The sequence below is a fragment of the Hyphomonas sp. CACIAM 19H1 genome, assembly GCF_003325995.1.
Taxonomy (GTDB): Bacteria; Pseudomonadota; Alphaproteobacteria; order Caulobacterales; family Hyphomonadaceae; genus Hyphomonas; species Hyphomonas polymorpha.
This window is the reverse complement of the sequence record NZ_CP016437.1, coordinates 3,045,865-3,059,880: the sequence shown is the minus strand read 5'-3', so window position 1 is coordinate 3,059,880 and position 14,016 is coordinate 3,045,865. Positions and strand designations below refer to the sequence as shown.

Genomic DNA, 14,016 nt, shown 5'->3' with positions numbered 1-14,016 from the left:
TCCCTGCCGCTCTTTTTTATGTGCTATCCCTTGAACGACGCCAATAACGTAATAAATGAAGTTACATGAAAAGAGATAGCCGCCTTTCTTCCGTGCTCCATGCCCTGCTGCATATGGCCGAGCAGGACCGCCCGATGACATCGGACGAGCTTGCTGCCTGTATGCGGACAAATCCGGTCGTAGTGCGCCGCACGATGGGCCTTCTGCGCGAGGCGGGCCTTGTCAGCTCCGAACGCGGACATTCCGGCGGCTGGCGGATCGAGGCAGACCTTGCGAGCGTCACGCTTCGCCAACTTCATGAGGCCTTGGGCGAGCCCACCGTATTTGCCATCGGCAACCGGCATGAGACGCCCGAATGCCTGGTCGAGCAGTCGGTCAATGCGGTGCTGGACGAGGCCTTTGCGCAGGCCGAGGCGCTGCTGCTGGAGCGGTTTGCGTCCGTGACGCTGGCTGATCTGTCGGCGGAATTCACGCAGCGTTTCAAGGAAATCAAACTCCGAAAGGGATAGACCCATGGGTCATGACGTGATCGTCATCGGGGGCAGCTATGCCGGTATGGCTGCTGCCCTCCAGCTGCTGCGTGCGCGCCGCAAGGTTCTGATCATTGATGCGGGCCAGAGGCGGAACCGCGCGGCAGAAGCGTCGCACGGCTTCCTGGGGCAGGACGGGGCAGACCCCGCCCTCATCGCCAGCAAGGCGCGCAGCCAGCTTGAGGCGTATCCCACCCTGCAATGGCTGGATGATCTGGCGCTGGAAGCGGCGCGCAACGAGGAGGACGCCAGCTTCACGGTGCGCAGCTGGAATGGCGCACGTCATCAGGGCGCGCGTCTGATCCTGGCCACCGGCGTCAGCGATACCCTGCCGGAAATCAACGGCCTGGCCGAGCGCTGGGGCCAGCATGTGTTCCACTGCCCTTATTGCCATGGCTATGAACTTGACCAGGGAGCGATCGGCGTGATTGCCACCGGCCCGATGTCGCTCCATCAGGCAGAGCTGCTGACGGAGTGGGACGAGGTGACGCTGCTCGTCAATGGGGCCATGGCGCTGGACGAGGCAACCCGCGCGAAACTCGCGGCGCGCCGTGTACGGATCGAAGAGGTGCCCATTCTTGGCATCGAGGGAGGCGCCGATGTCAGGCTGGCCGACGGGCGGCGGCTGCGCTTTGCCGGCCTGTTTACCGCGCCGCGCAATGCCCCGGCCACGCCGATTGCGCAGCAGCTCGGCTGCGAATTGGAGGCAACGGTAAGCGGCACGCAGATCCGCCGGAACGAGATGCACGAAACAAGCGTGCCCGGCGTGTTTGCCTGCGGAGATGCCGCGCACATTCCTCATTCGGTATCGATTGCCGTGGGCGATGGCGCCTTGACGGGCATCATGGCTCACAGGTCTCTGGTCTTCTGAAGGCGGGAGAAGCGGCGGCCGGGACCCGCAGCAGGGATCGATGGTCGGAGTGAGAGGATTCGAACCTCCGGCCCCTAGCTCCCGAAGCTAGTGCTCTACCAGGCTGAGCTACACTCCGCCGTCCATCGCCGGGCGGCCCTTGGGCTGCCCGAAGCCCGCGTGTTTACGCCGGGCCGGGGATTTTTCAAGGGGCAAAAGCGGTAGATTGGGCGCATTCGGCGCGAACCTCTCCGCTGGCACGAATTTAGATGTCCGCGATGTCGATGACCTTGTAAGTCAGGGGCGTTTCGCCGTGGAATTCGACGGTAATGTACTCGCCTTCGCGGAAAATATGGTCGCCGAGCCGGTGAACCGGTTCATCCTCGCCCTCTTCTTCCTCGTCATAGCGGAAGAACCAGCGATTGCCCCGATGGGTCAGCCAGCCATCGGCGCGCTCGGCCGGGTCGGGATGCAGGCGATAAACGCGGGCGTCTTTGCGGTTTTCGCGCCAGGCGTCCACATCAAGGCGTCCCTCCGCCGTCAGCGGGGCGATGATCGTATAGCCTTGGCCGGGCGTCGCCTCGGCGCCGGGATTGAGGGCAAGTTGCAGCGATATGCGCTTGAGCGACATGGCAGTCTCCTGAATGTGAAACGGAAATCAGCGGGCGAGGGCGAGCGCCGGGGCTTCGTCGGCTGATAGCAGGCGTTTGCTTGTGCCGCCGAACAGCCGCTCGCCAATGCGCGAATGGCCATAGGCGCCGGCCACGATCATGGTTGCGCCACTGCCCTTGGCCAGCGCCAGCAGGGCGGCGGAAACCTCGCCTTCGATTGGAGAAACGCTGGTCTTGATGCCTTTCCGTTTCAGCCAGTCTTCCAGGGAACCGGGTTCAATGCCCGGCCGGGCGCCGTCACGTTCGGCATCCTTGCGGTTCTGCGCGATGATCACCTCGCCGGCGGCTTTGAGCAGGGGTGTATGGAACCGCAGGGCGCGGGCTGCGCCGTTCGATCCATCCCAGCCGATGATGACCGGGCCGGGGGTGTAGGGGGTCGTGCCGGCCAGAACCAGCGGCAGGCGCGCATCCATCATCACATAGTCAAAAGCGATGGAAAGCGGCTCGCCACTGCGCGCGGCGCTGCGGGGAAAGACAATGGCATCGGCCAGGGTCGCCGCACTCGCCGCCGCCGCTTCGGCATTGGCGACCTGGTGGAGGAACACGCAGTCAATGCCGGGCGCAGAGCCTACCCCTTGCCGGAAGGCGGCCTCGGCCTTTTCCAGCATTTCTTTCTGCAGCTCTATGATGTTGGTCGCCGCGGCCGCCGTCAGGCCGGTCGATTCCGGGGTGGTGACGAGCATTACGGCGGCCTGCGGGTCGGGCAGAGCGCACAGACCCGTCAGGCCGGTGCCGATCTTTTTGGCCATGGCCAAGGCAGATTGGGTGGTCTCGACATCCGTTTCCGGTGTGCCCTGAAGCATTGCGACGACTGACATGGGTTCTCTCCTGCTCTGCCTGCATCTCCCTGCAAGAGATGATAACATGAACGTAGCAGCAGAGGCATGGTTCCTGAGTAAGGAACTCTACTTAGGCGCGCCAGTTTTCGCCTCGGCGATACGCGTGCGGGCAATCCGGTCGGCCACGGCGTTTGCCGGCTGATCGGTGGAGAGGGCTTCATCAAGCACCTGCCCGAGCGTTTCGATCAGGCGGTTGAGCTTCCCGTCGACCCATTCGCGCGAATAATTGCCGGAGATTTCAGCCGCCACATTGATGATGCCGCCGCCATTGATGACGTAATCCGGGGCGTAAAGAATGCCCTGGCGGCGCAGGAACTCGCCCATTTCCGGCACGATCAGCTGATTGTTGGCGGCGCCCGCCACGCCTTTAACGCGCAGGCGGCCGAGGGTTTTCTCATTGATCACGGCGCCCAGCGCGCAGGGGGAGAAGATGTCGGCGTCCACATCATAGATATCGTCAGGCGGCACGATGGTGGCCCCGGTCACCGCCGAAACAGCCTTCAGGGCCTCTTCGTCGATGTCGGAAATGACGAGCTTGGCGCCGTCCCTGGCGAGATGCTCGCAGACATGCCCGCCAACCGAGCCAACGCCCTGCACCGCGATGATGCGGTCTGAAAGGTCATCGGACCCGTAAAGGCGTTTGGCGACCTCCTTGATGCCGAGATAGACGCCCATGGCAGTGACCGGCGAGGGATCACCGCTGGCAGCGGCGCCTTCGTCCAGCCCGGCCACATAGCGGGTTTCCTTGCGCACAAGCGCCATGTCAGAGGTGTCGATGCCGACATCTTCGGCCGTATAGTACGATCCGTTCAGGCTTTCGACCGCCCGGCCGAAGGCGCGGAACAGGGCTTCGGACTTGTCCTGGCGCGGGTCGCCCCAGATTACCGATTTGCCACCGCCCAGCGGCAGGTCCGCCATGGCATTCTTGAAGCTCATGCCCTGGGAGAGGCGCAGCGCGTCGGTCAGCATCGCGTCGCCGCTGGCATAGTTCCACATCCGGCAGCCCCCGGCCGCGGGGCCCAGAGCGGTGGAATGAACGGCAATGATGCATTTCAGCCCGCTCTCGGCATCGTGAAAAGCATGAACGCCCTCATGGGCGTCGAATGAGGGATGATCGAACATGACGGGCCGGATTGGTTGCAACTGAAACGGGTTGCCAGCGCTCTAGCCGGGAGGGCGCCGCTAGGTCAACTGGCGGGCCCAGCCCGCAGCGGGCGGCCCGTCCCATATTGACACCTTTTCAGGGAATAAGGCGTAAGGTGCCCGCCGAATGCAGCTGCGCCCGGTCCTCCTCGCTCTCGGCATCATGACCGTCCTCCTTGCCGGGGCGATGGTCCCGTGCGCGCTGCTCGATCTCGCAGACCGGAATGACGACGCGCATGTCTTCTGGTTTTCGTTCTTTGCGTCGGGCCTGGTGGGCGCTCTGCTCTGGGTGCTGGCGCGGGGTGGGGATACGCGCATCGGCCAGCGGGAAACCTTCCTGCTGACGGTGGCGGTCTGGGTGCTGGTGCCCGCGGTTGCCGCGGTGCCGTTTGTGGTGTCCGGTATTTCTTTCACCGACGCCATCTTCGAGGCTGTCTCGGGCCTCACCACCACAGGCGCGACGGCGCTGTCGGGTCTGGATGACATGCCGCGTGGCCTGCTGCTGTGGCGCGGGATCCTGCAATGGATCGGCGGCATCGGCATCGTCGTCACCGCCGTCGCCATCCTGCCCCAGCTGCGGGTCGGCGGCATGCAGCTTTTCCAGATCGAGAGCTCTGACATTACCGGCAAGTTCCTGCCAAGGATCACCGACATCGCGGCCTATATGGGCCTCACCTATCTGATCATTTCCTGCGCTTGCGCCTTTTCCTACAGCCTCGCCGGCATGAACTGGTTCGATGCCATTGTGCACGCCATGTCGACGGTCTCCGCCGGGGGCTTTGCCAATTATGACGCCTCCTTCGGCCACGAGACCCTGCGCCCGGCGATGGGGCCGGCCATCTTCTTCATGGCGCTCGCCGGATTGCCCTTTTCTCTGCTGACGATGCTGGTCCTGCAGGGCCGGATCAAGCCGATGCTGCGCGATCCCCAGCCCCGGCTCTATTTCGCATTGCTGCTGACCTTCAGCGCCATCATCGTCGTCTGGCACGAGGCGGTGGTGGAGCCTCCGGTCTTCGATCACATCTTTCACGGGATCACTGAAACCACCTTCAACATTGTCTCGGTGATGACCGGCACAGGCTATGCCTCCACCGCCTACGACACCTGGGGGCAGCCCGCAGTGATCGTATTCCTGCTGGCCACGTTCATGGGCGGCTGCGCGGGGTCTGCTTCCTGCGGCATGAAGATGTTCCGGCTGGAGATTACCGCCAAAGCGCTCGTTGCCTGGTCGCAGCGTATGGTGCAGCCCCACCGGCGCACGCCGGTGCGCTATGCCGGCAAGCCGGTGGATGAAGAGACGCTGCAATCGGTGATGGTGTTCATGTTTCTCTACCTCACCACCTTCATGGTGGCGGCCGCGCTCCTGTCCTTCACGGGGCTGGACGCGCTGAGCGCCATTTCGGCCTCTGCCACGATGGTCTCGAATGTGGGGCCGGGGCTCGGGCCGATTGTCGGGCCCTCGTCCAACTTTGCCGGCGTCACAGATTTCGCCAAATGGGTCTGCTCGGCGGCCATGCTGCTCGGCCGGCTGGAATTTGTGGCGGTGTTTGTGGTGCTGACCGGCCGCTTCTGGCGCGGCTAGAGGCCGGCGGCCTGCCACAGCATCCTGGCGGAGACGACCGCCAGCAGAATACCGAACAGGCGCCGCAGCCGGTCTGCATTGAGCTTGTGGGCGAGGGCCGCGCCCACCGGCGCCATCAGCACGGTAAACACCGAGATCAGCGCAAAGGCAGGCAGGTTGACGAAGCCTGCCGAAAACGGCGGCAGCCCGTCCCGTCCCCAGCCGACAATGATCGCGGCGATGGCGCCGGGCAGGCCGATGGCGACACCCCAGCCGGCAGCGGTGGCTACGGCACGGTGCATCGGCATGGCGCACAGCGTCATCAGGGTTACGCCCAGCGTGCCCCCACCAATGCCCATGATGGATGAGAGCGCACCGTTGACCGAGCCGATGACGGCCCGGGCGATGCCCTTTGGCATCTCGGGCGCCAGCTTCCAGCTCGGCCGGCCGAAATAGAACTGCGCGGCAAAGAGGATCAGGATCGTGCCGAAGATGCCCAGCATCACCTGTTTGGAGAAATACCCTGCCAGCAGCATGCCGATCACCGCGCCCAGCACGATCCAGGGAGACCAGCTGCGGATGATATACCAGTCAACCGCGCCGCGCTTGTTATGGGCGGCCACGCTGCGCAGCGAGGTGAGGATGATGGTGGCGAGCGATGTGGAAACGGCCACATGCATGGCTGTCTCCTCATAACCCATATTGGAGAGGAGGAAGAACAGCGTGGGCACAATCACCACGCCGCCACCAATGCCGAAGAGGCCCGCGACGAGGCCGGCAAATAGGCCCGCCGCCGCCAGGGCAAGCAGCATGGTCCCGTAGGTGCTGAGAAAATCCATCATCTTCCAGCCCTTAGCCGGGGCCGCCCCGGCTGTCGATTGAGCTTATCTCGCCGGCCGCTGAAGCGGCGCGGGCAGCGTCAATGATGGTGGTGATGGTGGGCTTCGGTATTGAGGCGGCCGCACTTGCCGCACTGGATCACAACGCCGTGGACATCGCGATGGGCGACATTGATCATCAGCTTGGTCTTGCAGGCGCCGCAGCGATGGGTCTCGTCGCCGCCGCCTTCGCGCACCGGCTTGCCGGCGGTATGCTCCAGGATCTCGGCGCCTTCTGCCTGTTGCGGGGTAAGGAGGATCATGTCGAACTGGGGCATGGCAGGGCCTTTCTGAAGCCGGAAGAGGATTTCCCGCCTTTCCTCTTCACCAGCCCGGCGGCTTTTTCAATCCTCAGCCGCCAATCAGCAGAAGCGTGTCGCGCTTGCCGGTATCGCTGAGCCCGGCCTGCAGGGCGTAGAGATGGCCGATCAGATCGAGGGTCGATTTGGCGGATTTGCAGGTGTCGTCAATATAGAACCAGACACCGCGATAGGGCACGGCGACGGACGCGGTCGCAGGCATTTCGCGGCTCCAGGAAACTCCAAAATAATCTCCAATCACATGCGTCCAAACTCCAACGGGCGTGCAAGGCGTGGGCGCGCGCGCAGGCCCGTTCAGCGGAATGACCAGATCGCTGTGCTCTGGCGGAATGTCCACCGCATGGGAGAGGGTCGCCATCATGCCCAGAACGCTGCGGCCCCGAAGCGGAGAGTCCCCCTTGCGGGTGGAGCGGGTGGCGAGTTCAGCAGAGTAGAGGCCGTCCTCCACGGTGAATTCCGCGGCGGCGCTGTGGTCCTTGAAGAGCCGGGCGAGGGCTTCGCCATCTTCAGAGCCTGTGTGCCAGGTGACGACGACACGGGCAGCCTTGTCTTCGTCATCATTCATCACCTGCACCAGCAGATCGCCGGACAGCTGAAGCCGCCGCATGAGGCGGGCGAGTTCCCGGAATGCGGAGTTGTCGGGCAGGATTTCCGGCGTCGGCCCGGCCGCCGAGCGGGCATTGTCCACGTCCCCGATGCGCGCGACGCAGCAGAGCATCAGCCGCTCCACGCTCCAGCCTGACTGGCTGAGCAGGAAGATGGACTCCGGTGATACCGGCTGCAGCAACTGCTGCGCATAGGCCCCGCCTCTGAGCACATTATAGACCGCTGTGGGGGTCTGCGAGCGCTGCATCCCGAAGTCGCCGGCGAGCACCTCATTGAAGGGCCCGTCATCGAGGCCTAGGGCCGTGGCAATCCCGCCGGACCGGCCGGAGAAATCTTCGGTGGTCAGCGTCTGCACTTCAACGAAGCTGACCGGATCATTGTAGCGCAGCTTGACGATGTTGAGCAGCAGCTGGCGCTGCTGGGCGGTGGCGATCTCGTTGGAATAGGCGAGCATATCCTGCGAAACCGGCGCGGTGGTGCGCGGCGTCGCGCAGGCCCCCAGCATCGGCGCAAGGGCGGCGGCGAGCGCCAGAGCAGTCCAGAATTTCATGGCGAACGTCCCCTTCTTCCACATCAGAATATGCGCAGAAGAACAGCAAAACGGGTCAGCGCCGGACATTTTCGGACAAATCCGGACAGTTTCGGGACAGGCAGAAGCCTACCAGACACCTGCATTCTTGAGGGCCGCGTCGAGATCGGCGGGCAGGTCCACCGCCTCGGCGCCAGACTTCAGATCACGCGGGGCCTCTTCCGGTTTCAGATAACGCCAGCCCTGGAAGGGCCGCTTGGGCTGGGCATATGTGCGCACGAGTTCAGGATCGAAGACAAGTTCGCACATGTCCTTGCCTTCCTCATCCTTGATCGTGCGAATATCGATGATGCGCTGGCGCACGCGGATGGCGCGCTTGATCACCCAATAGATCGATCCGCCCTTCAGCATCTCTTCGGCGCGCTTGGGATACATGCGGGTGTGGTGAACCGGGGCGGGCAGCTTCTTCAGCAGCCTTGCCTGCCAATCGGCCAGGTCGTCGATGTCATCGGCACCGACACAGAGTTTCACCATGTGAATCGTCATGTGCCCTATCGTAGGGCGCGGCGGGACGAGCGCAATGTGGTGTGTGCTGTCAGAGCCCGGCGCCGGTGGTCGCCAGATAGGTCTGCTCGGCTTCCGGGCTGGCGAAGAAGAACTGCACGTCGGTGACGTTGGCTTCATAGCGGCGGGTGATGCGCTTGAAGGCGGCGCGCGCTTCCAGGTCGATGCTGAAACCGGAAACATAGGAGAAACCCCAGCGCGGCTCGGTGCTGAGGATGTAGGATTGGTTGTATCTTGTCAGCTTGCCGCCCGACGGGCCGTTGACGGCCTTGGGCAGCGTATAGTCGATCTGCAGGAAACGCTCGCCGACCGGATCGAGCAGGGCGATGGCCTGCAGCCGTTCGGCGGCCCACCGGTCAAACTCGTTGTCATTATAGTTGGGGTGGTGGCGGAAGCCGACGCGCCAGGCATGGCCGGTGGTTTCCACCTGCACCGTCTGGCCGAGACACGCCCGCAGATCGTCCGGAAAGAGACGGCCATCAGGGGCCGGTTCGCTCGCCCAATTGGCGGCGACAGCATCCAGCTCCTGATCCTGCCCCTGGCGGGAAACAAGCTGCCAGCGCTCTGCCTTCGGCAGTCGGGGGTCAAAGGTATAGACATGCCGGGCAGCCTGCGAGCGCAGCTCCACCGTAAACGCCGCGCGGAAGGTTTCCGGCGCTTCGGTGGCGGCCAGGGCGGCGTGCATCGGGCCTGTGCCCGTTGTCATCGTCAGAGACGCAAGGATTACCTGCAGGATCATCCGTCCACCCGTCGCATTCGGCGCCAACTCATCCCGGCTGATTGCGGCAACATCACGGCAGGAAAACCCTGCTGCGCGATTGCGTCAATGATCAGCGTCTGGAAGCGCCAACCTTGCCCGCCGAACATTTACGGGAGTTGAACAGAAGGCAACAACGCCCGAGTTTTAATGTTTGTAGGCCAGCGGGCGATCCGTGTGGTCGAGGCTGAGATACCGGTCACGCAGCTTGGTCTGGCGGGATTCCATCGGTTCGCTGACGCCGTCGATAAACACAGCCGTTGGCGCCGAGGTGATCTCCAGCGGGTCGCCGTCCCAGGCCACCACATCGGCGCGGGCGCCGGGGGCGAGGACGCCGAGGCCGCTCATGCCGAAGATTTCCGCCGGCACCGTGGTCAGCGCTTTCATCGCGGTGTCGAAGGGCAGGCCATTGGCCACGGCGTTGCCCGCGATCTGCGTAGCAAGGCGCGCCTGATGGCTGCTGTCATCCAGGTTCACGATGGCGACCGGAACCCCGGCCTTGGCCAGACGCCCGGCGTTCTCACTGGTGGCGGCAAGCTGGGAAAAGCTCGCCGGCAGGTTCGAGAAGGCATCCACGATCACCGGGATCTTCATTGCGGCCAGCCGGTCTGCCACCCGCCAGCCTTCATCGGCGCCGACAATGGCGATCTTCAGCATCGGATTTTCCTGCTTGAAGTCCATGATGGCTTCCAGGTCGCTCGTCCGGCGGGCCTCGATCAGGATCAGCTGATCGCCTTTCACCGCCGGCATGAAAGCCTGCGCGTCCATGCGTGTCAGCACGTTGCCATCATTATGCGTCATGTAGCGCGCAGTGAAGAAGCGCACATCGTCAAACGCGCCGCGCAGCGCCGCCCAGGCCGCAGGCCGCGAGCCGCCCGAGAGCGAGGCGCCACGCTCGCCCAGCACGATGAAGGCAAAGGCGCGGTCCTTGAAGACCGAGCCGGGCAGGCCGCTGGTATCAGCCAGGAAGCCCTGACCGGCGAAGAGTTTGGCGCGCGCATCCGGCGCCACGGCAATGCGCGTGAAGCCTTCAAGCCGGGTGACGGCGATCGGGGTGGCGTCGGGGTTGAACCCATCGGCGGCGTTCAGCGCGGCAGAGAAGGGCGAGCCGCCCGCGCCGGTGTCATTGGCAGACTTCTCGCCGGGCACTTCGGCTATGCCGGTGCGCGAGAAAGCGGAGATGAGGCCGGGGGTGACCCATTCTGCCTTCACCTGCGGCATGCCGGCAGGGGCCGCTCCGGTGCCGACCGAGACGATCCTGCCATTATCGATCACGACGACGCCATTGGTGAGCGTGCCCTGCGCGGTGCCCGTCCACACCTTTTCGCCGAGGATGGCGACAGGCTCAGCGGCAGCCGCGGGGGCCGCGGAGAAGGCGGCAAGGCCAACGGCGAGGGAGGAGATCAGGGAACGGATCATTTCTTGTCTCCTTCGCCGGGCTGGCCAAGTTCAAAGTCCATCACCGGCTGAATGGCCGGGTCGTTACGGTCATACATCAGGGCGCCGTCGATATAGACCTGCTCGGCCTGGGCGTAGACGCTGAAGGGGTTGGCCGACCAGACAACCACGTCGGCCATCTTGCCGGGCTCGAGACTGCCGGTCTTGTCTTCGATGCCCAGGGATTTGGCCGGGTTGAGCGAGAGCCATTGCCAGGCCACCTCGATGGGAATGTCGATCCCGGCCCGTTTGCCATCCGACCAGGCCTTGGCGGCTTCCTGGTTGAGGCGCTGGATGCCGATATCGCTGTCGGAATGCACGATGGCGCAGGCGCCCGCATTGTGGACCATCGGGATGTTCTCGCGGATGCCGTCATAGGCTTCCATCTTGAAGCCCCACCAGTCTGCCCACATCGATGAGCAGGTGCCGTATTCGGCCAGCTTGTCGGCGATCTTGTAGGCTTCGACGGCATGGTGGAAGGAGGCGACCTTGTAGCCAAACTCCTTGGAGAGATCGAGGATCACGGCCATTTCGTCGGCGCGGTAGCAGTGCATGTGGACGAGAATGTCGCCATTCAGGGCGCCGGCCAGGGTTTCCAGTTCCAGATTACGGGCAGGCTGTTCGCCTTCCCCGTCCAGGAACTTGTCCCATTTCTTCTTGTAGTCGGTGGCCTCGATCCAGGCAGTGCGGTAGCCGGCGACATTGCCCATGCGCGAATAGGGTGCGCCGCCAGGGAACGCGCCGCGGCCATAGCCATAGACGCGCTTGGGGTTTTCGCCGCAGGCCATCTTCAGCGTGTGCGGGGCGCCGGGGAACTTCATCTCCTGAACGCTCCGTGCAGGAACGTTTTTCAGCACCACGCCGCGCCCGCCGAAGAGGTTTGCGCTGCCCGGCAGGATCTGCAGGGACGTGATGCCCCCGGCCAGCGCGCGGGTGAAGCCGGGATCCTGCGGCCAGACCGAATGTTCCACCCAGACTTCCGCCGTGACCGGGCCGGAAACCTCATTGCCATCGCCATGCGCGTCCACGCCCGGAGAGGGGTAGGCGCCCAGATGGCTGTGATTGTCGATGATGCCGGGGGTGACCCATTTGCCTGCCGCGTTGACCGTAACGGCGCCTTCGGGCGCGGTCAGGTCTGTGCCGACGGCCATGATCTTGCCGCCCTCGATCAGAACGCTGCCGCCCTCGATCAGCCCGCCCTTGCCATCCAGCACAGTGGCATTGGTGATCAGTGTGGGGGCCGAAGGGTAGGCGGCGTAGGTGGACGGGAAGGGATCGAAGACGCGCGGAACGTCATCCTTCTTTTTCCCATCGCCCGAGCCTCCGCAGGCGCCAAGGGCCAAGCATACGCCCAGGCCCGCGCTCAAAAGCAGCTTCTTCATTATTGCCCCGTAAGTCAGCTAATCCTTGCCCGGTATCAGGGCAAAGTTTGCTGCAGCTTGCAAGGGGCCGAGGGCAGGTTTGACCCCCGGAGGGATTTATTTGGAGATGATCCGTTTTTCGCGGCCGAAAACGCTGCGCATCAGCCAGCCCGGCGCGAATCGCTCGACCTGCGGATGACGGGCCATGACGCTTTCCATCCAGCGGCGGCCCCAGACCGCATTGCGGCCGAGCAGCACGGCGCCGACGATTGCCATCGGCAGACCGATCGGGAGGAAGGGGGTCGCGATGCCCACCGGGATGGCCAGCACGATCATGCCGAGCCCCGTCACCGCCAGTGTCTGGCGAGCAACGACATTCACGCCGTTACGCAGGACGTGAATAGGTTTGGGCGGCGCGTAGACCGGTTCGTTCATCAGGGTGGTGTTTTCGTGCGACATGGCGATCAATATGGGTTTGCTGTTGATACTTACCAGAGTAACGCGCGAGATGTGTCGAAACTCTGGCAAGGGCGTGACCCCATTGCTACACTTTCAAAAAAATCCACATAACGAACCGGAAGTTGGCACCGCCAGACATGAAGCTTTACTCCATCCAGCTTCTTCGCGGCATCGCGGCCCTGCTTGTAGTGTTCTACCACGCGGTTGGTTTACAGCTCCTCACGATCGGCCCGGAAAAAGCGGACAATGCCATGCTGGGCGGCGTTTTCGCCAGCGGCTTTGCGGGCGTGGACCTGTTCTTCGTGATCTCCGGCTTCATCATGGTGTGGGTGACGCGTCGAGGTGAGCCGGGTCTGCCAGGGGTGGGGGAGTTCCTTTTCGCGCGCATCACGCGGATCTATCCGCTCTGGTGGGCCGCGGCGGCGCTGGCGGCGACATACTATATTTTCCTTCATGTTCCGGAAGCGGACGACCCTGCCTGGCGCACCGCTGTTCAGAATGGCGAGGGGGTAGGCTTCCTGATGAAGTCTTTTCTTCTGATCCCCCAGCCGGACCTGCCGGTGCTCAGCCTTGGCTGGACGCTGATGCACGAGATGTACTTCTACGCGGTCTTTGCCTGCCTGCTGTTGGTTCCGCGCGCGGTTATCCCGCTCGCACTTCTTGGCTGGGGCGGTTTGGTGGTGGCCGCTTCCCTGCTGGGGCTGTCAGAGCCGGTGGCGATCAATTTCCTCACCCTCGCCATTCACCCGCTGACGATGGAATTCATCTTCGGCGCAATGATCGGGCTGATGGTGAGCTCGGGCTTTGTTGCCCGCTCAGGTATCCTAACGCTTGGGGCGGCCCTTTGGTTCACCGCGAGCCTCTGCCTGCAGGGAGAGTTTACGCCCTATACCCACCAATGGGGCCGGGTGCTGGCCTTCGGCATTCCCGGCGCGCTGCTGGTTTATGGTTTTGCCGCGCTGGAACAGCATGGGCGGCTGGTGTGGCTGGTGCCGGTGGCCGGCGCGGTGATCGTGTGTGCAGCGGTTTACCAGATGCAGGGCGTTTCCCCGGCTGCAGACCTTGCCCTGCGCCAGAGTGCCACCCTGGTCGCCGTACCTGCCGGGGCGGTGGCAGCGGGACTGGTGCTCGGCCTTGGCTGGCTGGGCGGGCGGTATACGCCGGGGCTGCTCTACGCCCTCGGCCGCCCGCTGGAGATGCTCTATGCCGCCGGCCGACATATCGGCGACTGGTCCTATTCCATCTATCTGGGGCACATCTTTGCCATTGGCGGCCTGGTCTTCCTCCAGCGCTGGCTGGCGACGGCGGGCGATTGGGCTGCGCCCTTCGTGCTGGGCGCGCCGGGCGTGCTGGATGATCTCATCTATATCGCGGGCGCCTTTGCCGGCGCGCTGTTGGCCGGCTGGTTCGGCTACATGCTGGTGGAGCGCCCGGCGCTCTCCCTGTTCCGGATGGTGAGACGGCGGCTGTTTCCCTACAGCCGCCGTGCCCGTGAAGATCAATTGCCCTAA

Annotated in this window: 15 protein-coding genes and 1 tRNA gene; 4 read left to right on the top strand and 12 right to left on the bottom strand. The window is 63.9% G+C overall.

All coding sequences use genetic code 11. The features are described 5' to 3' along the window. Positions 1–65 precede the first annotated feature (65 nt). Both BBF93_RS14230 and BBF93_RS14225 read left to right on the top strand, forming a co-directional pair. Entirely contained in the window at positions 66–509 is a 444-nt protein-coding gene (locus BBF93_RS14230; protein WP_035598150.1) for an Rrf2 family transcriptional regulator, read from the top strand. Positions 510–513: 4 nt separating this feature from the next. Next, entirely contained in the window at positions 514–1,401 is an 888-nt protein-coding gene (locus tag BBF93_RS14225) for an NAD(P)/FAD-dependent oxidoreductase (RefSeq protein WP_114106358.1), read from the top strand. 41 nt (positions 1,402–1,442) lie between these two features. On the opposite strand, the gene BBF93_RS14220 is transcribed toward BBF93_RS14225, so the two are convergent. The 4 genes from BBF93_RS14220 to BBF93_RS14205 form a co-directional block, all read right to left on the bottom strand. After that, positions 1,443–1,519 (bottom strand) — tRNA-Pro (locus tag BBF93_RS14220). Between the two features lie 126 nt (positions 1,520–1,645). After that, a complete protein-coding gene (locus tag BBF93_RS14215) occupies positions 1,646–2,011 on the bottom strand; it encodes a hypothetical protein (RefSeq protein ID WP_035598144.1) in 366 nt (121 codons plus the stop codon). A 27-nt stretch (positions 2,012–2,038) separates the two neighbouring features. Further along, positions 2,039–2,869, bottom strand: coding sequence for a universal stress protein (locus BBF93_RS14210; protein WP_162786578.1), 831 nt, complete (start codon positions 2,867–2,869; stop codon positions 2,039–2,041). Between the two features lie 87 nt (positions 2,870–2,956). Continuing rightward, positions 2,957–4,012 (bottom strand): Glu/Leu/Phe/Val dehydrogenase, encoded by a 1,056-nt coding sequence (locus tag BBF93_RS14205; protein WP_114106356.1) that lies wholly within the window; start codon positions 4,010–4,012, stop codon positions 2,957–2,959. A 148-nt stretch (positions 4,013–4,160) separates the two neighbouring features. Here BBF93_RS14205 and BBF93_RS14200 point away from each other — a divergent pair, with 148 nt between their 5' ends. Further along, on the top strand, positions 4,161–5,615 hold the full coding sequence (locus BBF93_RS14200; RefSeq protein ID WP_114106355.1) for a TrkH family potassium uptake protein: 1,455 nt from the start codon (positions 4,161–4,163) through the stop codon (positions 5,613–5,615). On the opposite strand, the gene BBF93_RS14195 is transcribed toward BBF93_RS14200, so the two are convergent. From BBF93_RS14195 to BBF93_RS14160, 8 genes are all read right to left on the bottom strand, one after another. Continuing rightward, positions 5,612–6,436: a sulfite exporter TauE/SafE family protein gene (locus tag BBF93_RS14195; RefSeq protein WP_035598137.1), complete on the bottom strand. Its 825-nt coding sequence runs from the start codon at positions 6,434–6,436 to the stop codon at positions 5,612–5,614. The two genes, BBF93_RS14200 and BBF93_RS14195, sit on opposite strands and share 4 nt — an antisense overlap. Before the next feature lie 77 nt (positions 6,437–6,513). Continuing rightward, positions 6,514–6,750 (bottom strand): hypothetical protein, encoded by a 237-nt coding sequence (locus BBF93_RS14190; protein WP_035598134.1) that lies wholly within the window; start codon positions 6,748–6,750, stop codon positions 6,514–6,516. Positions 6,751–6,823: 73 nt separating this feature from the next. Beyond that, a complete protein-coding gene (locus tag BBF93_RS14185) occupies positions 6,824–7,948 on the bottom strand; it encodes a hypothetical protein (protein WP_157532772.1) in 1,125 nt (374 codons plus the stop codon). Positions 7,949–8,056: 108 nt separating this feature from the next. Further along, on the bottom strand, positions 8,057–8,473 hold the full coding sequence (locus tag BBF93_RS14180) for a DUF1489 family protein (protein ID WP_114106354.1): 417 nt from the start codon (positions 8,471–8,473) through the stop codon (positions 8,057–8,059). 49 nt (positions 8,474–8,522) lie between these two features. Continuing rightward, complete coding sequence (locus BBF93_RS14175) at positions 8,523–9,230, bottom strand: hypothetical protein (protein WP_035598125.1); 708 nt, start codon at positions 9,228–9,230, stop codon at positions 8,523–8,525. Between the two features lie 165 nt (positions 9,231–9,395). Beyond that, positions 9,396–10,667, bottom strand: coding sequence for an amidohydrolase family protein (locus tag BBF93_RS14170; protein WP_114106353.1), 1,272 nt, complete (start codon positions 10,665–10,667; stop codon positions 9,396–9,398). Continuing rightward, positions 10,664–12,067 (bottom strand): amidohydrolase, encoded by a 1,404-nt coding sequence (locus tag BBF93_RS14165; RefSeq protein ID WP_051612513.1) that lies wholly within the window; start codon positions 12,065–12,067, stop codon positions 10,664–10,666. The genes BBF93_RS14170 and BBF93_RS14165 overlap by 4 nt, the downstream gene beginning before the upstream one ends. A 96-nt stretch (positions 12,068–12,163) precedes the next feature. Beyond that, positions 12,164–12,574: a hypothetical protein gene (locus BBF93_RS14160; RefSeq protein WP_233349141.1), complete on the bottom strand. Its 411-nt coding sequence runs from the start codon at positions 12,572–12,574 to the stop codon at positions 12,164–12,166. A 68-nt stretch (positions 12,575–12,642) separates the two neighbouring features. Here BBF93_RS14160 and BBF93_RS14155 point away from each other — a divergent pair, with 68 nt between their 5' ends. Further along, positions 12,643–14,016, top strand: a complete 1,374-nt coding sequence (locus BBF93_RS14155) for an acyltransferase (protein WP_114106352.1) — start codon at positions 12,643–12,645, stop codon at positions 14,014–14,016.